19 protein-coding genes and 1 pseudogene are annotated in these 24,823 nt (G+C 73.2%); 9 read left to right on the top strand and 11 right to left on the bottom strand.

The genetic code is table 11. The annotated features are described in order from the left end of the window. Positions 1–29 precede the first annotated feature (29 nt). Complete coding sequence (locus tag ACYSUO_RS09955) at positions 30–2,000, bottom strand: APC family permease (RefSeq protein WP_461775691.1); 1,971 nt, start codon at positions 1,998–2,000, stop codon at positions 30–32. Between the two features lie 142 nt (positions 2,001–2,142). Between ACYSUO_RS09955 and ACYSUO_RS09950 the strand changes: the two genes are divergently transcribed. The 3 genes from ACYSUO_RS09950 (at position 2,143) to ACYSUO_RS09940 (ending at position 7,199) form a co-directional block, all read left to right on the top strand. Further along, positions 2,143–2,763 (top strand): YigZ family protein, encoded by a 621-nt coding sequence (locus tag ACYSUO_RS09950; protein ID WP_461775690.1) that lies wholly within the window; start codon positions 2,143–2,145, stop codon positions 2,761–2,763. Between the two features lie 159 nt (positions 2,764–2,922). Continuing rightward, a complete protein-coding gene (locus ACYSUO_RS09945; protein WP_461775689.1) occupies positions 2,923–4,089 on the top strand; it encodes an exonuclease SbcCD subunit D in 1,167 nt (388 codons plus the stop codon). Next, complete coding sequence (locus tag ACYSUO_RS09940) at positions 4,086–7,199, top strand: AAA family ATPase (RefSeq protein WP_461775688.1); 3,114 nt, start codon at positions 4,086–4,088, stop codon at positions 7,197–7,199. The genes ACYSUO_RS09945 and ACYSUO_RS09940 overlap by 4 nt, the downstream gene beginning before the upstream one ends. Before the next feature lie 24 nt (positions 7,200–7,223). Here ACYSUO_RS09940 and ACYSUO_RS09935 read toward each other — a convergent pair whose 3' ends face one another. Then, positions 7,224–7,682, bottom strand: coding sequence for an Lrp/AsnC family transcriptional regulator (locus ACYSUO_RS09935; RefSeq protein ID WP_461775687.1), 459 nt, complete (start codon positions 7,680–7,682; stop codon positions 7,224–7,226). A 94-nt stretch (positions 7,683–7,776) separates the two neighbouring features. On the opposite strand from ACYSUO_RS09935, the gene ACYSUO_RS09930 reads away from it, so the two are divergent. Then, positions 7,777–8,259, top strand: a complete 483-nt coding sequence (locus tag ACYSUO_RS09930; RefSeq protein ID WP_461775686.1) for a rhodanese-like domain-containing protein — start codon at positions 7,777–7,779, stop codon at positions 8,257–8,259. Positions 8,260–8,520: 261 nt separating this feature from the next. After that, entirely contained in the window at positions 8,521–9,369 is an 849-nt protein-coding gene (locus ACYSUO_RS09925; RefSeq protein ID WP_461775685.1) for an SDR family oxidoreductase, read from the top strand. Positions 9,370–9,372: 3 nt separating this feature from the next. Here the strand turns inward: ACYSUO_RS09925 and ACYSUO_RS09920 are convergent, their stop codons facing one another. Together ACYSUO_RS09920 and ACYSUO_RS09915 are read right to left on the bottom strand one after the other, a co-directional pair. Beyond that, entirely contained in the window at positions 9,373–11,061 is a 1,689-nt protein-coding gene (locus ACYSUO_RS09920; protein ID WP_461775684.1) for a DUF885 domain-containing protein, read from the bottom strand. A 20-nt stretch (positions 11,062–11,081) separates the two neighbouring features. Beyond that, a complete protein-coding gene (locus ACYSUO_RS09915) occupies positions 11,082–11,579 on the bottom strand; it encodes an Lrp/AsnC family transcriptional regulator (RefSeq protein WP_426905144.1) in 498 nt (165 codons plus the stop codon). Between the two features lie 60 nt (positions 11,580–11,639). Between ACYSUO_RS09915 and ACYSUO_RS09910 the strand changes: the two genes are divergently transcribed. Then, on the top strand, positions 11,640–12,857 hold the full coding sequence (locus ACYSUO_RS09910; protein WP_461775683.1) for a trans-sulfuration enzyme family protein: 1,218 nt from the start codon (positions 11,640–11,642) through the stop codon (positions 12,855–12,857). Here ACYSUO_RS09910 and ACYSUO_RS09905 read toward each other — a convergent pair. From ACYSUO_RS09905 to pdxR, 3 genes are all read right to left on the bottom strand, one after another. After that, on the bottom strand, positions 12,808–14,109 hold the full coding sequence (locus ACYSUO_RS09905; protein ID WP_461775682.1) for a GNAT family N-acetyltransferase: 1,302 nt from the start codon (positions 14,107–14,109) through the stop codon (positions 12,808–12,810). The two genes, ACYSUO_RS09910 and ACYSUO_RS09905, sit on opposite strands and share 50 nt — an antisense overlap. A 98-nt stretch (positions 14,110–14,207) precedes the next feature. Continuing rightward, entirely contained in the window at positions 14,208–15,791 is a 1,584-nt protein-coding gene (locus tag ACYSUO_RS09900) for an alkaline phosphatase D family protein (protein ID WP_461775681.1), read from the bottom strand. Between the two features lie 125 nt (positions 15,792–15,916). Next, complete coding sequence (gene pdxR, locus ACYSUO_RS09895) at positions 15,917–17,356, bottom strand: MocR-like pyridoxine biosynthesis transcription factor PdxR (RefSeq protein WP_461775680.1); 1,440 nt, start codon at positions 17,354–17,356, stop codon at positions 15,917–15,919. Positions 17,357–17,482: 126 nt separating this feature from the next. Here pdxR and ACYSUO_RS09890 point away from each other — a divergent pair. Continuing rightward, a pseudogene (locus tag ACYSUO_RS09890) lies at positions 17,483–18,319 on the top strand (DMT family transporter); the annotation flags it as partial. A 90-nt stretch (positions 18,320–18,409) separates the two neighbouring features. On the opposite strand, the gene ACYSUO_RS09885 reads toward ACYSUO_RS09890, so the two are convergent. After that, on the bottom strand, positions 18,410–19,240 hold the full coding sequence (locus ACYSUO_RS09885; RefSeq protein ID WP_461775679.1) for an alpha/beta fold hydrolase: 831 nt from the start codon (positions 19,238–19,240) through the stop codon (positions 18,410–18,412). A gap of 333 nt (positions 19,241–19,573) precedes the next feature. Here ACYSUO_RS09885 and sigJ point away from each other — a divergent pair, with 333 nt between their 5' ends. Both sigJ and ACYSUO_RS09875 read left to right on the top strand, forming a co-directional pair. Next, positions 19,574–20,455 (top strand): RNA polymerase sigma factor SigJ, encoded by an 882-nt coding sequence (sigJ, locus tag ACYSUO_RS09880; RefSeq protein ID WP_461775678.1) that lies wholly within the window; start codon positions 19,574–19,576, stop codon positions 20,453–20,455. 225 nt (positions 20,456–20,680) lie between these two features. After that, a complete protein-coding gene (locus ACYSUO_RS09875) occupies positions 20,681–21,442 on the top strand; it encodes a GntR family transcriptional regulator (protein WP_461775677.1) in 762 nt (253 codons plus the stop codon). 65 nt (positions 21,443–21,507) lie between these two features. Here ACYSUO_RS09875 and ACYSUO_RS09870 read toward each other — a convergent pair whose 3' ends face one another. From ACYSUO_RS09870 to ACYSUO_RS09860, 3 genes are all read right to left on the bottom strand, one after another. Next, positions 21,508–22,665: an ROK family protein gene (locus tag ACYSUO_RS09870; protein WP_461775676.1), complete on the bottom strand. Its 1,158-nt coding sequence runs from the start codon at positions 22,663–22,665 to the stop codon at positions 21,508–21,510. A gap of 153 nt (positions 22,666–22,818) precedes the next feature. Further along, entirely contained in the window at positions 22,819–23,469 is a 651-nt protein-coding gene (locus ACYSUO_RS09865) for a response regulator (protein WP_266722225.1), read from the bottom strand. A gap of 26 nt (positions 23,470–23,495) precedes the next feature. Next, positions 23,496–24,749 (bottom strand): sensor histidine kinase, encoded by a 1,254-nt coding sequence (locus ACYSUO_RS09860; RefSeq protein ID WP_461775675.1) that lies wholly within the window; start codon positions 24,747–24,749, stop codon positions 23,496–23,498. Positions 24,750–24,823 lie beyond the last annotated feature (74 nt).

Below are 24,823 nucleotides of genomic sequence, written 5' to 3'. Positions count from 1 at the left end.
CGCGCGGCGCGCGGATTCCGGGGGAGGGCTCAGCCCACGTGCACGCGCGGGCGGCGCTCCGGGTCGGGTTCCGCGCGGCGGAGCACCTCGCGGGTGACCGGGGCGACCTCGCCGTCGCCGAACACCAGGAAGCGCAGCAGGTGGCCGACGGGGTGGCCCTCGGTCCAGTTGAAGTAGGCGTGCGGGACGCTGCCGGTGCGGTCGCGCAGGTCCATGAGGACGGCGGCGGCCGTGTTCGGGACGCCGGGGCCGCGCACCCGCAGCCGGCGCACGCCGTGCTTCTCGTCGCCGTGGACGAGCAGGTCCTCGGTGAAGTCGGAGGAGTCCTGGATGAAGACCTCCAGGAACAGCACCCGCCCGTCGTCCGGCATGGGCGTGTCCTCGCGCTGGCAGTGCTCCTTGTCGCGGTACTCCGCGGTGGTGTGCTCCTGCGGCTCGTTCGCGATGATCCGCAGCGGGCCCTGCGCCGCCGCCTCGTCGATCAGGCGCAGGGCCGTCCCGTCGTACGTGACCGCGCCCGCGCGCAGTTCGAAGGCGCGGTGGACGCGGGAGGCGAAGGAGGTGAGGAGGATCGCCGCGATGAAGATGATGGCGATCTTGATGCCGTCGGGACGTTCCACGACGTTCGTGACCAGGGTGTAGGCGAAGACCGCCGTGATCGCGCCGAAGCCGATCGTCGACTTGCGGTGGCCGCGCCGGTGCACCGCGACCGTCGAGGCGAACGACGCGGAGAGCATGAGCACCAGCACGCCGGTCGCGTACGCGCCGGACTGGTCGTCGACGTTGGCGTTGAACCAGAGGGTGATGAAGACCGCGGCCGCCATGAAGACGAGGACCAGCGGGCGCACGGCCCGCGTCCACTCGGGAGCCATGCCGTAGCGGGGCAGATAGCGGGGGACCAGATTCAGCAGGCCCGCCATCGCGGAGGCGCCCGCGAACCACAGGATGGCGATCGTGGACACGTCGTAGACCGTGCCGAAACCCTCGCCGAGATAGGCGTGCGCGAGATACGCGAGCGCGCGCCCGTTCGCCGAACCGCCGGACTCGAACTCGTGCTGCGGGATCAGGATCGTGGTGGCGAGGCTGGACAGCAGCAAGAAACAGCTCATGATCAGCGCGGCCGTCGTGAGCAGCTTGCGGGTGTCGCGGATGCGCCCCGCCGGCTTCGCGTACGTGTCCGTGGAGTCGCCCTGGACCTGCGGCATCACGGCCACGCCCGTCTCGAAGCCGGACATGCCGAGCGCCAGCTTCGGGAACACGAGCAGCGCGACGCCGATCATCATGAACGGTGAGGAGTGCTCGGCCGTCATGGCGTCCCACCAGTTGCCGATCTTGACCGGCTCGGTGAACACATGGGCCGCCGCCGTGACCAGCACGACGATGTTGAGCGTCAGATACGCGGCGACCAGGACCACCGCGACGCGGATCGCCTCCTGGAAGCCCTTGAGGAAGACCGCGCCGAGCGCCGCCAGCAGCGCCAGTGTGATCCAGGTGTTCTCGCCGTGCAGGCCGGCGGGAGCGAACGGGTTCTCCACGACGTGCGCCGCCGCGTCCGCCGCCGAGAGCGTCATCGTGATCATGAAGTCGGTGGCGGCGAAGCCGAGCAGCACGAGGACGAACAGCTTCCCCGCCCACCAGGGCAGCAGCCGCTCCAGCATCGCGATCGACCCCTCGCCGTGCGGCGACTCCTTCGCGACCCTGCGGTACACCGGCAGCGCGCCCAGCAGGGTGAGCGCGATCAGGACGAGCGTCGCGAGCGGGGACAGCAGTCCCGCGGCGAGCGCCGCGATGCCCGGCTGATAGCCGAGCGTGGAGAAGTAGTCCACGCCCGTCAGACACATCACGCGCCACCACTTGTGGCCCTTGTGCTCCTCGGGGGCGTGCCCGTGCGGACCCTGATGGCGGGCCGTCTGCTCGCTCAGCCCCTCCAGCAGCCAGGAGCGGAAACGGCTCGTGGGGGCGGCGGGGGCGGCAGGGCTCTCGGCCTGGATGCCGGTCATGTGCGGTGCTTCCTGGTCGGGCGACTCGGGGACTTGGGCGGCGTGGGTGCCTGTCCTGGGACGACGAGCGAGTATCCACCACATCGTCACCTGTGCCCCGGGCGGGGGCGAGTCCTGTGTCACCTGCGCATACGCTGGTCCGATGCAGGACGAGTACCGCACGGTGGCCCGCGAGGGCGTGCACGAGACAGAGATCAGCCGCTCCCGGTTCCTGTGCGCGCTCGCGCCCGCCGCGACCGAGGAGGAGGCCCAGGCCTTCGTCGCGCGCGTCCGCAAGGAACACCCGACGGCCAACCACAACTGCTACGCGTACGTCATCGGGGCCGACGCCTCCGTACAGAAGGCGAGCGACGACGGAGAGCCGGGCGGCACGGCGGGCGTGCCGATGCTGCAGATGCTCACGCGGCGCGACATGCGCTACGTCGTCGCCGTGGTCACCCGCTACTTCGGCGGCGTGAAGCTCGGCGCCGGCGGTCTCATCCGCGCCTACGGAGGCGCGGTGGGCGAGGCACTCGACGCGCTCGGCACGGTGACGCGACGCCGCTTCCGCCTCGCCACCGTGACGGTCGACCACGCGCGCGCGGGCAAGATGGAGAACGACCTGCGGTCCACCGGGTGCGAGGTCCGTGACGTGCGCTACGGAGAGGCGGTCACCATCGAGATCGGCCTCCCGGAGTCGGACATCGACCGCTTCCAGGGCTGGCTCGCGGACGCGACGGCGGGCGCGGCGGGGTTCGAACTGGGCGGGGAGGCGTACGGGTGAGCGGTCCGAGCCCCGCTCTTCGGACGAGAGCCCGCGGGGTCCGGGGCGGAGCCCCGAGACGTGTGCCACTGCGACCGCACCAAGAGAAACGCCTCCCGCAACAGGCCCCCCGGCCATAACCACCCGCCATGTCAGACCCACCCGTTAGCCTCGTGTGACATGAGGCTGCTCCACACATCCGACTGGCACCTGGGTCGCTCGTTCCACCGCGTGAACATGCTCGACGCCCAGGCCACCTTCATCACCCACCTCGTCGACACCGCCCGCGAGCGCGGCGTCGACGCCGTGGTCGTGTCGGGTGACGTGTACGACCGCGCGGTCCCGCCCCTCGCGGCCGTGGAGCTGTACGACGACGCCCTGCACCGCCTCGCGGAGCTCGGCGTGCCGACCGTGATGATCTCCGGGAACCACGACTCGGCCCGCCGCCTCGGCGTCGGCGCGGGCCTCATCGGCCGGGCCGGCATCCACCTTCGTACGGCACCGGCCCGCTGTGGCGAGCCGATCGTGCTGCCGGACGCACACGGCGACGTCGCGTTCTACGGACTTCCCTACCTCGAACCGGCCCTGGTGAAGGACGAGTTCGGGGTGGCGAAGGCCGGGCACGAGCAGGTGCTCGCCGCCGCCATGGAGCGGGTGCGGGCCGACCTCGCCGCGCGCCCGGCCGGCACCAGGTCCGTCGTCCTCGCGCACGCCTTCGTGACCGGGGGCGCGCCCAGTGACAGCGAGCGGGACATCACGGTGGGCGGCGTCTCGGCGGTCCCGTCCGGCGTCTTCGACGGGGCGGACTACGTGGCGCTCGGGCATCTGCACGGCAGCCAGGTCATCAGTGACCGGGTCCGCTACTCGGGTTCCCCGCTCCCGTACTCGTTCTCGGAGGCGGACCACCGCAAGAGCATGTGGCTGATCGACCTCGACGCCGAGGGCGCGGTCACCGCGGAGCGCCTCGACTGTCCGGTGCCGCGTCCGCTGGTCCGCCTCCGCGGCGACCTCGAGGACCTCCTCGCCGACCCGGACCTCGACCGGCACGAGGACTCGTGGGTGGAGGCGACGCTCACGGACGCGGTCCGGCCGGACGACCCGATGGCCCGCCTCACCGACCGGTTCCCGCACACCCTCAGCCTGCTCTTCGACCCGCTCCGCACGGACGACGAGGAGCCGGACGCCAGCTACGCCGAGCGCCTCAAGGGGCGCGACGACCACGAGATCGCGGAGGACTTCGTGACCCACGTCCGGGGCGCAGGGCCCGACGAGAGCGAGCGGGTGGTGCTGCGGGCCGCGTTCGACGCCGTACGCGCGGACGATGTGGTGCGCGAGGTGGCCAGGTGAGGCTGCACACACTCACGATCACGGCGTTCGGCCCCTTCGGTGCCACGCAGAAGGTCGACTTCGACGACCTGTCGGCGGCGGGACTCTTCCTCCTCCACGGGCCGACCGGCGCGGGCAAGACCTCCGTCCTCGACGCGGTCTGCTACGCGCTGTACGGGTCCGTGCCCGGCGCCCGGCAGAGCGGCAGCGGCCAGGGGCAGAGCCTGCGCAGCGACCACGCCGAGGCGGGTGTGCGCACCGAGGTCGCCCTCGACCTGACCGTCGCGGGCCGCCGCCTGGAGATCACCCGGCAGCCGCCGTTCGCCCGCCCCAAGAAGCGCGGCACCGGCTTCACCACGGAGAAGGCGCAGAGCTGGCTGCGTGAGTACGACGCCGTGGCGGCGAAGTGGAAGGACCTCAGCCGCTCCCACCAGGAGATCGGCGAGGAGATCACGCAGCTGCTCGGCATGAGCAAGGACCAGTTCTGCCAGGTGGTCCTCCTCCCGCAGGGCGACTTCGCGCGCTTCCTGCGGGCCGACGCCGAGGCCCGCGGCAAGCTGCTCGGCCGCCTCTTCGACACGCACCGGTTCGCGGCGGTGGAGCAGCGGCTCGCCGAGGACCGCAAGGCCGCGCAGAAGCAAGTGGCCGCCGGGGACTCGGAGTTGCTGGCGGATGCCCACCGCATGCAGCAGGCGGCGGGTCACGTCGTGGAGCTGGACCCCGTTGAGGCGACGCCGGGCGACCCCGGTATCGCGGACGCCGTCCTGACCTGGGCGGCCACGGCCCGCTCGACCGCGCGCGAACACTTCACGCACGCCCATCTCGCCCTGGACGCGGCGGAGTCGGCGCGGATCGCGGCGCAGCACGACCTGTCCGACGTGACGGAGACCCACCGCCTGCAGCTCCGCTTCGCGCAGGCCCGCGAGCGGGAGGCGGCCCTGGAGGAGCGGGCGGGGGAGCACCGCGCCCTCCAGGACCGGATGGAGCGCGCCCGCAAGGCGGCGACGGTGGAGCCGGCGCTGGCCCTCCGGGACGAGTCGGAGGCGGCGCATCGGGAGGCGTTGGCGGAGGACGGTCGGGCCCGGCGGGAGCTGCGGGCGGCGTGGCCGGGTGCGTCGGGCGTCGGCGGTCTCGGCTCCGGGAGTGAGCAGTCGTACGCCGCTGATGCCGATGCGGGCTCCGATGTCGATACCGATACCGACTCCGACATCCCCACCTCCCCGGAAGCGCTCACCGAAGCCGCCCGGCGTGTCGCTCAAGAACTCGGCGGGCTCGACGCGGCGCGGCGGGCCGAGCGGCGGCTCGCCGAGCTGACGAGGGAGCGCACCGACCTCGACCGCGAGGAGCGCGCCGACACCGACCTGCTCGCCGACACCGAAGGCTGGCTCGACGGCTGGGAGGCCCGCCGTGCCGACCTCCAGGCCAAGGTCGACGAGGCCCAGGAGGCCGCCACCCGCGCCGAACACCTCGCGGGACAGCTGGAACCGGCCCGCAAGCAGGCCCGCGCCGCCGTCGAGCGCGACCGGCTGGCCGAGCGCGCCGAGACCGCCGACGCCGACGCGCTGCGGGCCCGCGAGCAGTCGGCGACCGCGCACGAGCACTGGCTCGGCCTGAAGGAGCAGCGGCTGCGCGACGTCGCGGCCGAACTCGCCGAGGCCCTCGTCGACGGCGAGCCCTGCACCGTCTGCGGCGCCAGCGAGCACCCCGCGCCGATGCGGAAGTCCGAGGGGCACGTCGACCGGGCCGCCGAGGAGTCCGCGCTCGCCGCCTACCGCGCCGCCGACGAGCGCCGCACCCGGGCCGAGCGCGCCCTGGGCGACGTACGGGAGGAACTGGCGGCGGCGAAGGCCGCGGCGGGGGAGGCTCCCGCCGCGCAACTCGCCGAGACCGCCCGCGAATTGGCGGAGCGACACGCCGAGGCGCACGCCCTCGCGTCCACCGCGCATCCCGCCCGCGAGACCCTCGCCCGCGCCGACGGCGAGCGCGACCGCCGCCTCGCCGCCCGCCAGGAGGTGGCGCAGCGCACCGCCGCCCGTACCTCGCTGCGTGACGCCCTGGACCGTGAACAGGCAGGTCTGGAGAGGGAGTTGGTGAAGGCGCGGGGCGCGGCCGAGAGCGTCGAGGCGCGCGCGGAGCAGTTGGAGCGGCAGGGCGCGCTGCTCACCGAGGCGGCCGACGCGGCCCGCGCCGTCGAGGACACGGCGCGGCGCCTCAAGGAAGCGGACGCGCGACTCGCCGACGCGGCGTTCCGGGCCGGGTTCGACACGCCGGAGGCCGCGGCCGCCGCACTGCTCGACGACGCCCAGCACCGGGAACTCCAACACCGCCTGGACGCCCGGCAGTCGGAGGAGGCGGCCGTACGTGCGGTGCTCGCCGAGGAGGACACCGCAGAGGCCGCCCGGAGACCCGCGGCCGACGTCGACGCGGCCCGGGCCGCCGCGCAGGCCGCCGACGCGCGCGTACGGACGGCCGGATCGGCGCGCGACGAGGCCCAGCGGCGCTGCGCCGAACTCGACCGGCTCTCGCGGCGCGTCGCCACCGAGGCCGCCCGCCTCGGCCCGCTGCGCGAGACGTACGACCGGGTGGCCCGGCTCGCCTCCCTCGCGGCCGGCACCGCCGCCGACAACGAACGCAAGATGCGCCTGGAGTCGTACGTGCTGGCCGCCCGCCTGGAGCAGGTGGCGGCCGCCGCGACCGCGCGCCTGCGCCGCATGTCGTCGGGCCGCTACACCCTGGTGCACTCCGACTCCCTCGCGGGGCGCGGCCGTTCGGGCCTCGGTCTGCACGTCGTCGACGCGTGGACGGGCCGCGAGCGCGACACGGCGACGCTCTCCGGCGGTGAGACCTTCTTCGCCTCGCTCGCGCTGGCGCTCGGCCTCGCGGACGTCGTCACGGACGAGGCGGGCGGCGTCCGCCTCGACACCCTCTTCATCGACGAGGGCTTCGGCAGCCTCGACGACCAGACCCTCGACGAGGTCCTCGACGTCCTCGACTCCCTGCGCGAGCGGGACCGCAGCGTCGGCATCGTGAGCCACGTCGGCGATCTGCGGCGCCGGGTGCATGCGCAGCTGGAGGTCGTGAAGGGGCGGGAGGGGTCGATGGTGCGGCAGCGCGGGGTCCAACAGGCGTGACCCGCAAGGGTGTCGGCGTGGTTGTCAGTGCCCGATGGCCCGTCGCGGCAGTGGCGACGAGTACACGACGCTCGTCGTCACCGAGCCCAGCGCCCCGATCCTGCCGGAGACCTCCTCCAGGTGCTTCATGGAGCGCGCCGCGACCTTGATGACGAAGCAGTCGTCGCCGGTGACGTGGTGCGCCTCCAGGATCTCCGGTGTCACCTCGACGAGGTCGTGGAACGGCTTGTAGTGCCCGTTCGGGTAGCGCAGCCGGACGAAGGCCAGGATCGGCAGGCCGAGCCGCTCCGGCACGACCACGGCCGTGTACCCGGCGATCACGCCCGCTTCCTCCAGCCTCCGGACCCGCTCGGTCACGGCGCTGGCCGACATGGACACGGCCCGTGCCAGCTCCGCGTAGCCGGCGCGGCCCTCGCGCTGGAGGACCTCCAGGATGCGCCAGTCGGTGGCGTCGGGGACGTAGGGCGTGGAATCGGCGGTCATCCCTGAGGAATAGCAGGGGAATCCCCGGCCGGGCAAGGTGTTTGCCGGGGATCGCGCCTTCATCCGGCGGGCCGGCGACCGTAGATTTCCGGTCATGACCACCACCACGCCGGTCGCCAACCCGGTTCTCCGTGTCGCCCCCGCCGCGCCCTCCGCCGCTGTCGCCCACTTCGGCGCGAGCCTCGCGTTCCACGCCGATGTGTCCGACGTCGCCGCCGCGCTCGCCGCCGACGGCGACCCCGGGTTCGTCGTCCTCGACTCCCGCTCCACCGAGTCCTGGGACCAGGGCCACATCCCCGGCGCCGTCCATCTGCCGACCGCGCTCATCCCGGAACAGGCCGAGCGGCTCCTCGACAGGTCCGTGCCTGTCGTCACGTACTGCTGGGGGCCCGGCTGCAACGGGGCCACGCGCGCTGCGCTCGCCCTGGCCCAACTCGGCTTCCAGGTCAAGGAGATGCTCGGTGGGTTCGAGTACTGGGCGCGGGAGGGCTTCGCCTACGAGACGTGGGAGGGGCCGGCGCGCCGGGCCACGGATGTGCTTACCGCGCCGCTCGACGCGGGGGCCTGCGGCTGCTGACCGGTCCCTGTTGCGGCCACCCGGTCCTACGCCTCGGGGCTCTGCCCCGGACCCCGCTGCTCAATCGCCGCAGGGGCTGGATTTGGCCACTCGCACGCCATGACATGCGCACCCGGCCCTACGCCCCGGGGCTCTGCCCCGGACCCCGCGCCTCAAACGCCGGCGGGGCTGGAATTGCTCACCCGAGCGCCGGCAGGGCCCGAATTGCAGTCCCCGGAAACCGCATGCGCGCGCCGTAGGGCACCCGGCATGATCCATGGCATGCCGAAGATGCCGCACCCCACGTCCGCCGAACTCCGTCGCGACCCCCTCCCGCTGCGCGGCCGTACCGCTCTGGTCACCGGGGCGAGCCGGCGCGGCGGCATCGGGTTTGCCGTGGCCCGGCGGCTCGCCGCGTATGGGGCGAGTGTGTATCTGCACCACCACGTGGCGCACGACGAGGCCATGCCGTGGGGCGGGGACCGGCCCGCCGAGGTGGCCGACGCCGTGCGGGCCGTGCGCGGCGCGCCGGATGCCGTCGTGGCGCACGGACCGGCGGACCTCACCGAAGCCGACGCCCCCGCGCGCCTGATCCGGGACGCCGCCGAAGCGCTCGGCGGACGGCTGGACATCGTCGTCGCCAACCACGCCCTCAGCGGGAGCGACGGCACGCTCGACACCATCGACGCCGCCATGCTGGACGCCCACTGGGCCGTCGACGCGCGCTCCGTGGTGCTGCTCGTCCAGGCCTTCGCCCGGCACCGGACGGCTGTCGAGGAGCCCCGGGAAGGAGGCCGCGTCGTCATGATGACCTCCGGTCAGGACATCGCCGACGGGATGCCGGGCGAGATCGCGTACGCGCTGCAAAAGGGCGCGCTCGCCTCCATCACGCGCTCGCTCGCCACGACTCTCGCCCCGCAGTACGTGACCGTGAACACCGTCAACCCCGGCCCCGTGGACACGGATTACCTGGACGGGGAGACGTACGACGCGATCGCCGACCTGTTTCCCGCCAAGCGGTGGGGGATGCCCGATGATCCCGCACGGCTCATCGCGTGGCTGGCCACGGACGAGGCCGCGTGGATCACCGGGCAGGTCATCGACTCGGAGGGCGGCTTCCGCCGAACGTAGTGACTACAACTTGGAGAGTTCGTCCACCAGGTCGTCGAGTCCCAGCGACCCCTGCGACAGCGCCGCCATGTGCCATGCCTTCGCGTCGAAGGAGTCCCCGTGCGCGGCCTGCGCGCCCGCGCGGCCGAGCAGCCATGCCCGTTCGCCCAGCTTGTAGCCGATCGCCTGCCCCGGGATCGACAGGTACCGGGTCAGCTCGCTCTCCACGAAGTCCGCGGGACGGCTGCTGTGCGCCCCGAAGAACTCCTGCGCCAGCTCGGGCGTCCAGCGCTCGCCGGGGTGGAACGGCGAGTCCGCCGGGATCTCCAGCTCCAGGTGCATGCCGATGTCGACGATGACCCGGCAGGCCCGCATCATCTGCGCGTCCAGGTAGCCGATCCGGGTCTCCGCGTCCGTGAGGAAGCCCAGTTCGTCCATCAGCCGCTCCGCGTACAGCGCCCAGCCCTCCGCGTTCGCGGAGACGATGCCGAGCGTCGCCTGGTAGCGGGAGAGGTCACCGGCCACGTGCGCCCACTGGGCGAGCTGGAGGTGGTGGCCCGGAACGCCCTCGTGGTACCAGGTCGACACCAGGTCGTAGACGGGGAAGCGGGTCTGCCCCATCGTCGGCAGCCAGGTGCGGCCGGGGCGCGAGAAGTCCTCCGACGGCGGCGTGTAGTACGGCGCGGCGGCGCTGCCGGCGGGCGCGATGCAGGACTCCACCTGCCGTACCCGGTCGGCGAGTTCGAAGTGGGTGCCGTCGAGCGCGCCGATGGCCTCGTCCATCAGCTTCTGCAGCCACTGCCGCACCTCGTCGACGCCCTCGATGTGCCGCCCGTGCTCGTCGAGGTGCGCGAGCGCCACCCACGGCGTCTCGGCGCCCGGCAGGATCTTCTCCGCCTCCGTGCGCATCTCGGCGAGCAGCCGGTGGAACTCGCTCCAGCCGTACGCGTACGCCTCGTCCAGGTCGAGGTCCGTGCCGTTGTAGTAGCGCGACCAACGCGCGTAGCGCTCGCGGCCCACCACGTTCGGCGCGCCCTCGACGGCGGGTGCGTACACGTCCCGCATCCAGTCGCGCAGTTCGACGGTCGCGGCGTCCGCGGTGCGCGCCGCCTCGGTCAGCTCGGCGCGCAGCGACTCGGGGCCCGCGGCGGCGAACTCCTCGAACCAGCCCTGCCACTCGCCGAGTTGGCCGATGAAGGTCTCGGTCGGCCGCGGCGCCGCGTGCAGCTTGCGGTCCAGGCCGAGCGCGAGCGTCTCCCGGTAGCCGGCGAACGCCGCGGGCACCGCGCGCAGCCGCTCGGCGATCGCCGCCCAGTCCTCGTCCGTGTCGGTCGGGGTGACCGTGAACACCTCGCGCGCGTTGTGGATCGGCGAGCCGAGGTTGGAGACCTCGCGCAGGTGCTCGTCCGCCTCGTGCACCGCGAGCGCGGCGGTCAGGCGCTCGCGCAGCAGCCGGGCGCAGCGCCGCTCGACGTCGCTGTTGGCACCGGGCGCGCGCTCCGCCTCGTCGAGCTTCGCGAGGGTCTCGCGCATGAGGTCCGCGACGGCGGTGAGGCCGGCGGGGGACAGGTCGGGCAGCTTGCCGTGGGCCTCCCGGACGCCCAGGAAGGTGCCCTCCACGGGGTCGAGGTCGACCATCGCGTCGACGTAGGCATCGGCGATCTGCCGGGGCAGTAGGGCTGCGGAGTGCTGAGAGCTCGGGATGTGTGGCATGCGACACATCCTCGTACGAGTCAGGGGGTCGCGTCACCATGATTCGCCGCGGGCGGAAGCAGTGGCCCGCACTCCCACTGCTGGAAGATCAACCGGGTCTCGACGCGCGCCACTTCGGGGCGCGCCGTGAACGAGTCGAGCACCAGCCGCTGAAGGTCCGCCATGTCGCGGACGGCGACGTGCACCAAGTAGTCGTCGGGGCCGGTCAGATGGAAGACGGTGCGCGCCTCGGGCAGGGCCCGGACCCGCTCGACGAACGGCCCGACGAGCTCCCTGCGGTGCGGGCGCACCTGCACCGACAGCAGTGCCTCCAGGCCGCGCCCCAGCTTGGCCGGGTCGAGCCGCAGCACATGTCCGAGGATCACGCCGCCGCGCCGCAGCCTGTTCACCCGGTCCAGGCACGTGGAGGGCGCGACACCGACCTGAGCCGCCAGATCCCGGTACGTGGTGCGGGCGTCGTTCTGCAGCAGCCGCAGTATGTCCAGGTCGACCGGATCGAGTACGACGGAGTCGGTCATCCGCCGAACGTAGCACGGGAGTTGAACCACACACCCCGCCCGTTGTTCAGGATGCCGGCCATGGATACGCACTGGGACACGAGCGGGGCCCGCACCCGCACCCGCGCCTTCGCCACCGAGGCCGTGCACGCGGGCCGCGACGACCTCGCCGCTCTCGGCCTGCACGCCCCGCCCCTCGACCTGTCCACCACCTACCCGTCCGCCGACACCCGCGCGGAGGCGGCCCGCGTCGACGCGTTCGCCGCCGACGGTGCCCTCGACGGCGGGCCGCCCGTCTACGGCCGCCTCGGCAACCCGACCGTCGCCCGCTTCGAGACCGCGCTCGCGCGTCTCGAGGGCACGGACAGCGCGGTCGCGTTCGCGAGCGGCATGGCGGCGCTGACGGCCGTGCTCCTCGTACGCGTCGCGGCGGGCCTGCGCCACGTCGTCGCGGTCCGCCCGCTGTACGGGTGCAGCGACCACCTGCTGACGGCGGGCGCGCTCGGCTCGGAGGTGACATGGGTCGACCCCGCGGGGATCGCGGACGCGATACGGCCCGACACCGGCCTCGTCATGGTGGAGTCGCCCGCCAACCCGACGCTCGCGGAGGTCGATCTCGCGGCCGTCGCGCATGCCTGCGGATCGGTGCCGCTGCTCGTCGACAACACGTTCGCGACGCCCGTGCTGCAGCAGCCCGCGCAGAGCGGGGCCCGGCTCGTCCTGCACAGCGCCACGAAGTACATCGGCGGACACGGGGACGTCCTCGGCGGCGTCGTGGCCTGCGACGAGGCGTTCGCACGGGAGCTGCGCCAGGTGCGGTTCGCGACCGGCGGGGTGCTGCATCCGCTCGCCGGCTATCTGCTGCTGCGCGGGCTCTCGACCCTGCCGGTACGGGTGCGGGCCGCGTCCGCGACGGCCGCGGAGCTCGTCCAACGGCTCGCCGGGGACCCGCGCGTCACCCGCGTCCACTACCCGCGGATCGGCGGCGCCATGGTCGCCTTCGAGGTCGCGGGTGACCCGCACGCGGTGACCGCCGGGGTCGAACTGATCACCCCGGCGGTCAGCCTCGGCAGTGTCGACTCACTGATCCAGCACCCGGCCTCGATCAGCCACCGCGTGGTCGCCGCCGACGACCGCAGGGCGGCGGGCGTGAGCGACCGGCTGCTGCGGCTCTCGGTCGGCCTGGAGGACGTCGAGGACCTGTGGGCGGACCTGGACCGGGCCTTGGGCGCCGGAGCCGCCCACCCGGTCAGCCGTGCTGCTCGGCCCGCTCGTACTCGTCCTCGTGCGCGGACGTAATCGCGGACGGAAGCAGGGACGCCACCGGGGCCGCATCGAGCCGGGCGGTGATCACCAGCGTGCCCTCCTCGATCTGGTAGTCGAGGGGCAGGCCGAGGCCGCGCATCGCCGCGACCATGCCCGTGTTGGCCGACTGCGTCACCGCGTACACGCTGGCGCAGCCCGCCTCGATGGCCATCGCAACCAGGCGGCCGAGGAGTTCGGCGCCGATGCCGCGGCGCTGCCAGTCGTCCTCCACGAGCAGCGCGACCTCGGTCTCGTCGCCGTCCCACAGCAGATGGCCGAGGGCGACTATCCGGCCGGAGGCCGTCTGCGCGGCGAGGGTGCGGCCGTGGCGCGGGCTGAGCAGGTGGTTCAGATAGCGGTCCGCGTCGGCGACGGGCCCGTGGTAGCGGCGGGCCAACGTGGCCTGGGAGCACCGCTCGTGCATCGCCCTCGACAGGGCGAGGTCGCCGCTGTCCGCGCGCCGCACGGTGATGTCGTTGCCCTCGGGCAGCGTCAGGACGTCCTCGCCGTTCGGCACGCGCGGGCCGAGCCGGGTGTCCAGCTCCACGAGGGCGCGGGCGCGCGCGAACTCGGTGGGCGTGAACGGCAGATACGGCCGCTCCACCGTGATCATCCCGCCTTCCGGGGTGCGCAGCCGCAGCTCGGTGTCGTCGAAGCCGCCCTCGACCGGCGCGCCGCCGGCGGCGGTGGCCGCCTTCGCCGGCAGCGACCTGATCGTGCAGCGGCCCAACAGCTGGCGCAGGGCGAGCGGGAGTTCGGCGGCGTCGAGTGCCGTGCGGGTGGCGAGGCCGAGGACGCGGGTGGGGGCGTCCACCAGGTCGTGGGCGTCCGCCCGCTCGACCCAGGTGTCGGCGCCGCCCGCGCCCGCGACGGCCTCGGTCAGCGCGCCCGAGGTCAACTCCTCGGGCGTGCGCAGCAGGAACTCGTCGACGGTGCCCTCGGCGAGCGGGTGCGTCTGCAGGCTCAGGATGTCGACCCGCTCGTGGGCGAGGACCGTGCACAGCGCGGCCAGCGACCCCGGCTCGTCCCGCACGGTCGTCCGCATCCGCCACAGCGTGCTGCTCGCCGGGTCGAGCGGCCCGGCCGCGGCCTCCGGGGAGGCGGGCGGCCGGGCGCCGGTATCCGCCGTGGGTGGCGCGTGCTCCTGGCGTCGTGACCAGAGCATTCGGAGCCCGGCGGCGGACGTGGCGAGCAGGGCCGCGGCGCAGCAGAGGATTACAGCGACAACATGCGTCTCGTTAGTCATGCATCCACTGTGCAGGACCGGTGTTGCGTGATCACAAACGCTTTGTGACCGACGGGTTAAGCGTGCTTATGTCGGATTTTGGCTGGGTGGCCGACGGGTCACTGCCCCACCCGTCCCGGCTGCAGCGTCTGCGAGAACAGCACGTCGCCGCCCTCCTGCCGCAGCCGTACGGTGAGTTCCCCGCTGCCACCGTCGATCTCGACCTCCCCGAAGTACGGCGGGGTCTCGGCCGGCGAGGTGTTGTTCCGGTCCGGCGCCTTGATGAAGGCCTGCCGCGGGCCGAACGTCCCGTCCAGCTTCAGCGCCTTGAACCCGCCCGCCGCGAGCGGCCCCGACACGAACTCCCAGAACGGCTCGAAGTCCTGATACGCGGCGTTCGACGGCTCGTAGTGCTGCGCGGACGTGTAGTGCACATCGGTCGTCAGCCACAGGGTGCCGGTGATCCGCTCGTGCTTGATGTGCCGCAGCAGCTCGGCGATCTGCAACTCGCGGCCGAGCGGCGCGCCGGGATCGCCCTGCGCCACCGCCTCGAAGTTCGTGCTGCCGTCCGGGACGACGAGCCCCAGAGGCATGTCGGAGGCGATCACCTTCCACACGGCGCGCGAGCGCGACAACTCCCGCTTCAGCCACGCGAGCTGCTCGGCCCCGAGAATCCCGGTGGCGTCGTCGGCCTGCCGCCCCGGCGAGTTCGCGTTCCGGTACGTCCGCATGTCGAGCACGAACACGTCGAGCAGCGGCCCTTGCCGCAGCACCCGGTACACCCGGCCGTCGGCGTCGCCCGGCGGCAGCGTGGAGATCGGGAAGTACTCGCTGAACGCGCGCAGCGAGCGGGCCGCCAGCACGTCGACGTTCTTCTCGGTGTAGCGCTCGTCGCTGAGGATCTGGCCGGGGTACCAGTTGTTGCGCACCTCGTGGTCGTCCCACTGAGTGATCGTGGGCACCTGGGCGTTGAAGCGGAGCAGGTTCTCGTCGAGCAGGTTGTAGCGGAACGCGCCACGGAACTCGGCGAGCGTCTCGGCGACCTTGGACTTCTCCTCGGTGGTCACATTGCGCCACACCCGCCCGTCCGGCAGCGTCACGCTGGGCAGGATCGGGCCGTCGGCGTAGATGTTGTCGCCGCTGCACAGGAAGAAGTCCGGGTCGAGGGCGCGCATGTCCTCGTACACGCGCCAGCCGCCACGGTCCGGGTTGATGCCCCAGCCCTGCCCGGCGATGTCCCCGGACCACAGGAACCGCACCCCGTCCCGGCGCGACACGGACGCCGTACGGAACGTCCCCTCGACGGGCTCGCCGGTGCGCCGCGGGTCGTCCGGGTCGGCGAGCCGCACGCGGTAGTGGATCTGCTCGCCGGGCGGCAGGCCGCGCAGCCGGGTCGTCCCGGTGAAGTCGGTGTCGGGGCCGATCAGCGGCCCCCGCCATCTGGTGACCTTCTTGAACGACTCGGTGGCCGAGGTCTCCACGACCATCCGCGCGGGCCGGTCGGAGCGCACCCACACGAGCCCCGAGTGCGCGCCCACGTCACCCGCCTGGACGCCCCAGCCGGCCTTCGGGCGCCCGGAGAGTGCGAACGCGGGCGCGGCGGCCCCGCCGATCGCCGGAAGTGCCAGCGCCGCCGACGTGGCGAGCGCGCCGCGCAGCACCCCGCGGCGGCCGGGCTGGGATGTTTGCGGACGGTCTGACATGGACGCCTCCAGTGACGGTCTCGACGACAGCGCGGTGCCATGGCCTGCGCGCGGCGCCGCGCTGCCACTCCTACTGCCGTGCCACGGCGCACACGCGAACCCCAAGTGAACAACTGCCCCCACCATCAAGGGAACCTGGCGCGCAGGGCGGCCTGTGCCAGGAGGCGTACCCCTTCGGCGATCCGGGCCGGGGGCAGGTGCGCGTAGCCGATCACGAGGGACAGGCCGCCGGTCGTGCCGCCTCCGTAGTGGCCGAGCGGGCGGACGGACACCCCGGCGGTCGCGAAGCGGTCCAGGAGCTCCTGGTGCGGGCCGAAGCGGTCGGGGAGCGTGGCGATGGCGTGCAGGCCCGCCGCGATGCCGGAGACCTCGGTGCCGGGCAGGTGCTCGTGCAGCGCCGTCACCAGGGCGTCGCGGCGTTCCTTGTACGCGCGTTGGCAGCGGCGCAGGTGCCGGTCGTAATCGCCGCGCTCGACGAAGCGGGCGAGCACCGCCTGGTCGAGGGCCGGGTTGCCGAGGTCCATGTAGCGCTTGCGCGCGACGACGTCGTCGGTCAGCGCGTCCGGCACGATCAGCCAGCCGAGCCGCAGCCCCGGCGCCAGCGACTTGCTCACCGATCCGGTGTACGCGACGTGCTCGGGGTCGAGTCCTTGCAGCGCGCCCACGGGGGCGCGGTCGTAGCGGAAGTCGCCGTCGTAGTCGTCCTCCACGATCAGGCCGCCCACCCGCCTGGCCCAGGCGAGGGGTTGTGTCCTGCGGGGCGCCGAGTACGCGATGCCCGACGGGAAGTGGTGCGACGGAGTGGTGATCACCGTGCGGACCCCGGACTCCCGCAGAGGCCCCATGGCGAGCCCCTCGTCGTCCATCGGGAGGCGCACCGCCCGTGAGCCCACCGTCGCGAACAGGTCCTCGAACTGCGGGCTGCCGGGTTTCTCCACGCCGATGGCGTGCTGCCCGCGCGCGCGGAGCACGATGCCGAGCAGCGTCACCGCCTGCGTCACCCCGGAACACACGATGATCCGCTCCGGGTCCGCCACCACGCCGCGCCGCCGGACGAGCAGCTCGGCGAGGGCCGTACGCAGATGGGGGAGGCCGCGTGGGTCCGGGTAGCCGAGGGTGTGGTGCGGAAGGTCGAGGAGTACCGCGCGCTGCGCCGCCGACCACGCCGCGCGCGGGAACAGCGACAGGTCCGGGGTTCCCGCCACGAAGTCGGCCCGGACGCCGGTCGAAGGTCGTGGCGCCAGGTCGCTCGCGCCCGGCGCGGACGCCCGCGCCGCCTCACCTACCCACGTGCCGGCACCCCGCCCGGCGCGCAGATACCCCTCGGCGGTCAACTGCTCGTACGCCTCCGTGACCAGGCCCCGCGACACCCCGAGGTCCCGCGCCAGATCCCTGCTCGACGGCAACCGGGTGTCGGGCGCGAGCCGCCCCGAACGCACCGCCTCCCGCCGCGAGGACTGGAGGGCACGGCCACGCGCGCGTGCCGGGGCGGACGACGCGGGCAGCAGCAACTCCCAGGCGGGGGTGGGTGATTCGCGGCTTCCCGGAGCGGGCGGCTGTGTCATACCGGGACCCTACGGTGGCCACCCGGGTGTCCGTGATCGGCCCGCGATCGACCCGCGATTGGTCCCCGATACGGCCGCGCGAATGGACCTCGTGACGGACCACCCGCCCTCCCTAACGTCGCCTCCATGAACGCCACTTCACTCCGAGGCTCCCTGCTCGCCGCCCTCGCCTGCGTCCTCGTGGGCGGCTCCTTCACCGCCAACAGCGTCCTGGGCCACTACCCGTACGCCGGGGGCCAGTTCATCCGCTACGCCGTCGCGTGCCTGCTGCTCCTGCCGCTGCTCGGGAAGGGCAGCCTGCGCCCGCTGCGGCGGCTCACACCGCGCCAGTGGGGCCGGCTCGCGCTGCTCGCCGCCGTCGGCATGGTCGGCTTCAACCTCGCGGTGCTCGCCGCGGAACGCTCCGCCGAACCCGCGGTACCCGGCGTCTTCGTAGGATGCGCGCCCGTCGTGGTCGCCGTACTGGTACCCCTGTTGAGCGGAGTGCGGCCGCAACGGGCCGTGCTGTACGGGGCGTTGCTCGTGGCGGCCGGGGCCCTGACGGTTCAGGGGTGGGGGCGTACGGACGTCGCCGGGATCGTCTTCTCCGTGTGCGCCCTCGCGGGCGAGGTCGGCTTCGCGGTGCTCGCCGTGCCGGTGCTGCGCCCGCTCGGCCCCCGGCTGCTGGCCTGCACGGTCTGCGGGATCGCCGCGCTGGAGGCCGCCGTCGTGGGGATCGTCGTGGACGGCGGCTCCTGGCTGCGCAGGCCGGACGGCGCCGAGCTCGCGGCCCTGGCCTGGCAGGCCGTGATCGTCACCGTCGTCGGCTTCGTGTGCTGGTACATGGGCATGCAGCGGATCGGCGCCGAGCGGGCCACGCTGTTCTCGGGGCTGATCCCCGTCGCGGCGGCCTGCACCGCGCCTCTGGTCGGCTCCGGGACGTACGGCATCGCCCAGGGCGCGGGCAGCGTGCTCGTGGCCGCCGGTGTCGCCCTGGGCTCGGGTGTGTTCGCTCGGCTGTCCCGTACGTCAGCGGCTGCCGCCTCACCGGCTCCCGCCTCACCGACTCCCGCCTCACCGGCTCCCGTCGAGGATCACCCGCGAGACGAGCGCCGGGTCGTCGTTCATCGGGACGTGCCCGCAGCCGGGAAGCTTGATCAGGCGGGCCTGCGGGATGACGTGCTTGGCACGGATGCCCTGGCGGCGCACGAGGATGCGGTCGCTGGTGCCCCACGCGATCGTGACCGGCAGCTCCTGGATGTCGTGGGCGTACTGCACCGCGCGCCCCGCGTCGAGCGTCTTCCGGAATCCGACCGCATCCCGCAGGGCCAGCGTCTCCGCGACGACCGCCTCGGGTGAACGGCGGCCGGGCCGCGCGTAGATGGTGCTGGTGAGCGCCGCGCGGCCCGCCGCGGAGCGGGAGAGCCGCTCGATCACCGGCACCGGCAGGGCCCGCGCGCCCGCCCGCATCGCGAGCAGCGTCCCGAACGCGTAGCGCCGCTCGGCCCCGTTCCAGAACCCGGCGGGGGAGAGGGCCGTGACGGACCGTACGAGCTTCTCCCGGCCGAGGTCGAGGGCGAGCAGCCCGCCCAGCGAATTCCCCGCCACATGCGGCCGCTCGACCCCTATGTGGCGGCAGAACGCGTCGAGGACGGGGATCACGCCCGCCAGGTCGTACGCGAGCCCGTCCGGCAGCGCGGGCGACTTCCCGAACCCCGGCAGATCCACCGCGATCACGTCCCGCTCCGCCGCGAGGATCGGCAGCACCGGCTGCCAGGCCTCCCAGTGGTGCCCGATCCCGTGCAGCAGAAGCAGCGGCTCACCGGTGCCCGCGCGCTCGTACGCGAGGCGCACGGTGTGGGTCCCTCCGGCGCTCTCGATGCTGAAGGACGCCTCTGTCACCATGTCGCTCGCTCCCTGTCCCCGCCACGCCGCGACGGTCTCCTCAGGGCCTGTCTTCAAACTCCCGTCTGCCCGGCGGCGCCTGGCACGCACGCTCGCTGCGTTGCCGAAAAGCCCGAGTAGCTCCGCTACTAGGACTCTCCGGCGCCTTGCGATCGCACGCACCAGGCGCCGCCGGGCCGCCCTCCGGGCGACGACGGGAGTTTGAAGACAGGCCCTTAGACTCCTTGTCAGCAACAATTACCGCTCAGTAGCCCGCAGTTCAAGGGGCACAGCCGAACCGAAGTGGCGGGGCGCCCGCTGGACAGCGCCCGACGCGTCCTATGGGATGGGTGGGTGGCCACCGACACAGAGATCGATGACTTCGAAGAGCACCGCCCCGTCCTCATGGGCGTGGCCTACCGCATGCTGGGCCGGGTAGCCGACGCGGAGGACGTGGTGCAGGACGCCTGGCTGCGCTGGTCCCGCGCGGACCGGGCCGACGTCCGGGAACCGCGCGCCTACTTGGTGCGCATCACCACCCGGCTCGCCATCGACCGGCTGCGACAGGCCCAGTCGCGCCGCGAGTCCTACGTTGGGCCGTGGCTGCCCGAGCCGCTCGTCACCGACTTCGGGCCCACGGTGCCCGACACCGCCGAGCAGGCCGTGCTCGCCGACTCCGTGTCGCTCGCGGTCCTCGTCGTCCTGGAGTCCCTCTCGCCGCTGGAGCGCGCGGTGTTCGTGCTGCGGGAGGCATTCGGCCTCTCCTACGCGGAGATCGCCGGCACGCTGGAGAGGGGCGAGGCCGCCGTGCGGCAACTCGCTACGCGCGCGCGTAAGCACGTGGACGAGCGCCGGCCCCGCTTCGACGTCGACCCGGTCCAGCAGCGCGACCTCACCGAGCGCTTCCTGGCCGCCGCCACCGAGGGCGACCTCGACGGGCTGATGGCCATGCTCGCCCCGGACGCCCAGCTCGTGGGCGACAGCGGCGGCAAGGCCAGGGCGCCGCTGCGGGTCATCGAGAGCGCCGACAAGGTGGGCCGGTTCGTGCAGGGCGCCGTGCGACAGGGAGGTGCGGAGGGCTTCGAGCTGCACATCGTGGAGTTCAACGGAACGCTCGGTGTGCTCGTCACCGTCAACGGCAAGCCGGACGCCGTCCTCCAACTCGGCGTGGGCGAAGGCCGGATCCAGCAGATCTACATCGTGCGCAACCCGGACAAGCTCGGCTCGCTCCGCTAGCCGCCGCTCCGCACGCCCGGTCAAGGCCCGCTCCCGTTGCGCAAACGGGGGCGGGCCTTCCGCGTTCCGCTCTGTGTGCGCCGCGTTCCGCCCTGTGAGAACCGGACGACGATTGGTATTGACCAAGTTCCGAGAGCAGTCCTACGCTCGCAGGGATAAGGCAGGAACCTTTAATAAACAAGGTCGATAAAAACCTGCCAGGGCGCGGCTGTTGCGGAGGACAGGGTGGGGACCACGCAGTTGGAAGCGGCTCCGGAGCCGAAGTACTGGCACCTGAAGACCGTGCTGACCGATGCGCTCGACTCCGAGTTCACGGTGGGCGAGATCCTGCCGAACGAGCGGGACCTCGCGGCCCGCTTCGGCGTCGCCCGCGCCACCCTCCGTCAGGCCCTGGAGCAGCTGGAGCTGGAAGGCCGGCTGCAGCGCCGCCGCGGCGTCGGCACCACGGTCGCGCCGCCCCGCATGGGCGTCGCCGTCGCGTCGAACGACCGGGACTGGCCCGGTGGCAGCGAGGACGCGTGGCAGGCCGTCGACTCCACGTTCGAGGTTCCGCCGGGCGCCGTCGCCGCGGCCCTGGAGACCGCGCCGGACACCGAGGTGCACGTCCTGCGCCGCACGCGGGTCTCGCACGGCCAGCCGGTCGCCGCCGAGCTGCTGTACGTCCCCGTGGGCTCGGCCCCCGACCTGACGGCCATCGACGCCGCGTCCGGCGCCGCACGCGCGCGTGCGGTCGTGCGGGAGCTGCAGCGCCTCGGGCTCGACGGGGAGGACCGCGCGGTCGAGCTGGGCTCGGCGCGCGCCGACGACGCGAAGGAGCTCGACCGGCTGCCCGGCGCCCCGGTGCTCGTCGTGACGACCCGCTACTTCAGCCGCGGCACGACCGCCGCCGTCTCGGTGGCGACCTACCGCGCGGACACCTGCCGGCTCACCTTCGGTGACACGGCGGGCGTGGAGATCCACCACGCTCCGCAGACGCGGGCTTCGTAGGACTCGGGGTTCGTAAGCCTCGGGCTTCGTAAAGACGGGGGCTTTGGTACGGAGCGCGCCGGTGCCTACCGGCGTGCGGTCACCGTGCTCTCCGTAGCGAAGAGTTCCTCTTCTACATGGTCGAGTGCGAGCCGCAACGCCCCCGTGGCCACCGCCGCCTCGCCCAGCGTCGACAACGTCACCCGCGGGGGCCGCAGACAGTAGCGCTCCAGCTCCCGCCGCAGCGGTTCGAGCACGCCGTCGAGCCCCGCGGCCCAGCCGCCCACGACGACCAGCTCCGGATCGAGCGCGAGCACCAGCGCCGCGACATCGTGCACGAGCCGCTGAAGGAACCGCTCGACCGCGGCGGCCGCCCGGTCGTCGCCCTCGCGCGCCAGCGTGAACACATGCGCCACGGCGAGCTCGTCCAGCGGGTGCAGCGGTTCGCCCGTGGTGGACAGCAGCGCCTCGGGCCGCACCTCGCGGCCCAGCAGGTGCAGCGCGCCGATCTCCCCGGCGGCGCCCCCGAAGCCACGGTGCAGGCGGCCGCCGATCAGGGCGCCGGCCCCGGGGCTGAGCCCCGCGAGGACGAACACCATGTCGTCGGTCTTCGCCCCGGCGCCCTGCCAGTGCTCGGCCACGGCCGCCGCGTTCGCGTCGTTCTCCACGAGGACCGGGCACTTGAAGGAGCGTCGCAGCCGCTCGCCGAGCGGAAGCCCGGTCCAGCCCGGCAGCGCGGTGCCGAGCCGCACCGTGCCGTCCGCCTGCACGATCCCCGGGCTGCCGACGCCGACCGCCCACAGCGAGCCACGGGCCACGCCCGCGCGGCGCAGCAGATCGGCGACGGTGCCGCGCAGCTTCTCCAGTCGCTCGTCCACCGACGCGGCCTCGTCGACCTCCTTGGACGCCGAACCGAGCACCCTGCCGTCGAGCGCCGAGAGCACCGCTGTCACCCGGTGCGCGCCGATCTCCAGGCCGAGCAGATGCCCGGCCTCGGCCCGGAAGCGGAACTTGCGCGCGGGCCGGCCCTGCCGCCGCGCACCCGGCTCCTCGACCGTGGTCTCCACGACGAGCCCGGCCACGATGAGCCCCTCGACGACGCCCTCCACGGTGGGCCGCGACAGGCCGGTGACGCGGGTGACCTCGGTGAGCGTCGCGAAATCGGTGGAGCGCAGCGCGTGCAGCACCACCGCGGAATTGATCCGCCTGAGCAGAGAGGGGTCTCCGCCGGTCAGCCGCCCCACCGTCGTCCTCCCCGCAGTCGCGCGTGTTCGCCGGATGGTACCCGCAGCCGCCGACACCGGCGAGAGTCGGGTGCACCTCTGTGACGTACGTTGCTCACCCGCGCGCGCCCGGAACGGTGCAGGTCGGGCTTCAACAACGATGCAGGTCGGGACTCAACTCGGTGCCACGAACCCCGACTCGTACGCCGCGATCACCGCCTGCGTCCGGTCCCGCGCGCCCAGCTTCGTCAGCACCGCGCTCACGTGGGACTTGACCGTCTCGGTGCCGACGACGAGGTCCGCGGCGATCTCCGCGTTCGACAGGCCGCGCGCCATGAGCCGCAGCACCTGCTCCTCGCGTTCGGTCAGCGCCGCGCGCTCCAGAGCCGCACGGGCCACCGAACTCCCGTACTCCGCCGCCAACTTGCGGACCGCGGCCGGGAACAGGAGCGACTCGCCCGCCGCGACGAGGCGCACCGCGTGCACGATCTCCTCGGGGCGTGCCCGCTTCAGGAGGAAGCCGTCGGCGCCCGCGCGCAGCGCCCCGTACACGTACTCGTCGTTCTCGAACGTGGTGATCACGAGGATCTTCGGCGGCCGCTCGGCGCCGCGCAGCACCGCGCGCGTGGCCTCGATCCCGTCGAGCAGCGGCATGCGTACGTCCATGGCGACCACGTCGGGCCGCAGCTCGCGGACCAGTGGCACGACCGCCGCACCGTCCGCGGCCTCGCCCACCACCGTGATGTCCGGCTGCGCTTCGAGGACGGCGCGCAGGCCCGCGCGGACGAGCGGTTCGTCGTCTACGAGCAGAACAGTCAGCGGCACGCCGCCAGACTAGATCACGCGACGGATCAGGCGATCGGCAGTTCGACGTGAACCTGCCACTCGTCGTGGAGCGGGCCCGTCCGTGCGTGGCCGCCGAGCAGTGCCGCGCGCTCCCGGACGCCGCGCAGGCCGCTTCCCGTACCGCCGTGACCGGACCCGCGTTCCGGCGGCAGCGGGTTGCGCACCTCCAGGACGAGGTGCTTGTCGGCGACCTGGAGGGTCACGGTGACCGGCACGGTTCCGCAGTGCCGCAGCACGTTCGTGAGCGCCTCCTGAAGGATGCGGTAGCCCTCGCGGGACACCGGCCCCGGCACCGTCTCCAGCGGGCCCGACACCGTCACCTCCACCTTCGCCCCCGAGGCCCGCGCCGAGTCGAGCAGTCGGTCCGCCTCCTGGAGGGTGGGGCGGCTGCCCACCGGCTGCTCCGCCTCGCGCAGCACCAGGAGCACCCGCTCCAGCTCCTCCAGGGCGGCCCGGCCGGTCTCCTCGATGGCGCCGAGGGCCCGGTCCGTGAACGCCGGATCGCCCGCCGCCCGCGCCGCACCCGCCTGCACGACGGCGACGGTGAGCGCATGGCCGATGGAGTCGTGCAGCTCGCGGGCGATACGATTGCGCTCCAGGAGTTGTTCGGTGCGCTCCTCCAGGGCGGCGAGCCGCTCCGCCCCGGACGGCCCGAGGAGCACCTGGGCCGCGCGGGCCGTCAGCCACCCCGCGCCCGCCACCGCGTACACCATGAACAGCAGGACGAGGGGGATCGTCACCGCGCACGACCAGCGCCCCTCCGGCACGGGCAGCGGCGAGAACGACTCGGGCCGCATGCCCATGACGTTGCCGGTCAACTCCATTGTCAGGGCGGCCATTTGGCCCGAGAACAGGCCGACCGTGAGCCCGAGGAACAGTCGGAACACCATCCATACCGACGTGCGGCCGCGGTCCTGCCACGACGCCGAGGGCGCGACCGAGATCTCGCGCTCCGCGCCGGTGTCGGCCCCACGCACGTGATCGGTCCCGCCCGCGTGATCGGCCCCGCGCGCGTGCTTCCCCGGAAACAGCATCATCCGGGCCTGCAGCCCCTCCGAGCGCCGGATCACCGGAATCGAACCGAGCAACAGGAGCAGCGGCACCGGTGTCACGTAGACGAGCACCCAGTCGCCCACAGTGGGAGAGGAGAGCCCCGGGTAGACCATCGCGAACACGAAGGCGATCACCGACGAGCACAGCAGATGCAGCCAGCGGGTGTAGGTGACCGCGCGCGCGAGCGGTCTCAGGAAGCGGGGCATACCGTCATCGTGCCAGCCGCCCCGCGCCCGACGGCTCCCCCGCACGGGGGAGGCGAACTCCCCGGGCGGGGGAG

The organism is Streptomyces sp. UC4497, assembly GCF_054871485.1.
This window is presented reverse-complemented; position numbering and strand designations above follow the sequence as displayed.

What these genes read in the sequence shown, in the direction of transcription:
- ACYSUO_RS09955 (WP_461775691.1), bottom strand. Translation starts at nt 2,000, where the DNA reads ATGACCGGCATCCAGGCCGAGAGCCCTGCCGCCCCCGCCGCCCCCACG.
- ACYSUO_RS09950 (WP_461775690.1), top strand. Translation starts at nt 2,143, where the DNA reads ATGCAGGACGAGTACCGCACGGTGGCCCGCGAGGGCGTGCACGAGACA.
- ACYSUO_RS09945 (WP_461775689.1), top strand. Translation starts at nt 2,923, where the DNA reads ATGAGGCTGCTCCACACATCCGACTGGCACCTGGGTCGCTCGTTCCAC.
- ACYSUO_RS09935 (WP_461775687.1), bottom strand. Translation starts at nt 7,682, where the DNA reads ATGACCGCCGATTCCACGCCCTACGTCCCCGACGCCACCGACTGGCGC.
- ACYSUO_RS09930 (WP_461775686.1), top strand. Translation starts at nt 7,777, where the DNA reads ATGACCACCACCACGCCGGTCGCCAACCCGGTTCTCCGTGTCGCCCCC.
- ACYSUO_RS09925 (WP_461775685.1), top strand. Translation starts at nt 8,521, where the DNA reads ATGCCGAAGATGCCGCACCCCACGTCCGCCGAACTCCGTCGCGACCCC.
- ACYSUO_RS09920 (WP_461775684.1), bottom strand. Translation starts at nt 11,061, where the DNA reads ATGCCACACATCCCGAGCTCTCAGCACTCCGCAGCCCTACTGCCCCGG.
- ACYSUO_RS09915 (WP_426905144.1), bottom strand. Translation starts at nt 11,579, where the DNA reads ATGACCGACTCCGTCGTACTCGATCCGGTCGACCTGGACATACTGCGG.
- ACYSUO_RS09910 (WP_461775683.1), top strand. Translation starts at nt 11,640, where the DNA reads ATGGATACGCACTGGGACACGAGCGGGGCCCGCACCCGCACCCGCGCC.
- ACYSUO_RS09905 (WP_461775682.1), bottom strand. Translation starts at nt 14,109, where the DNA reads ATGACTAACGAGACGCATGTTGTCGCTGTAATCCTCTGCTGCGCCGCG.
- ACYSUO_RS09900 (WP_461775681.1), bottom strand. Translation starts at nt 15,791, where the DNA reads ATGTCAGACCGTCCGCAAACATCCCAGCCCGGCCGCCGCGGGGTGCTG.
- pdxR (WP_461775680.1), bottom strand. Translation starts at nt 17,356, where the DNA reads ATGACACAGCCGCCCGCTCCGGGAAGCCGCGAATCACCCACCCCCGCC.
- ACYSUO_RS09885 (WP_461775679.1), bottom strand. Translation starts at nt 19,240, where the DNA reads ATGGTGACAGAGGCGTCCTTCAGCATCGAGAGCGCCGGAGGGACCCAC.
- ACYSUO_RS09860 (WP_461775675.1), bottom strand. Translation starts at nt 24,749, where the DNA reads ATGCCCCGCTTCCTGAGACCGCTCGCGCGCGCGGTCACCTACACCCGC.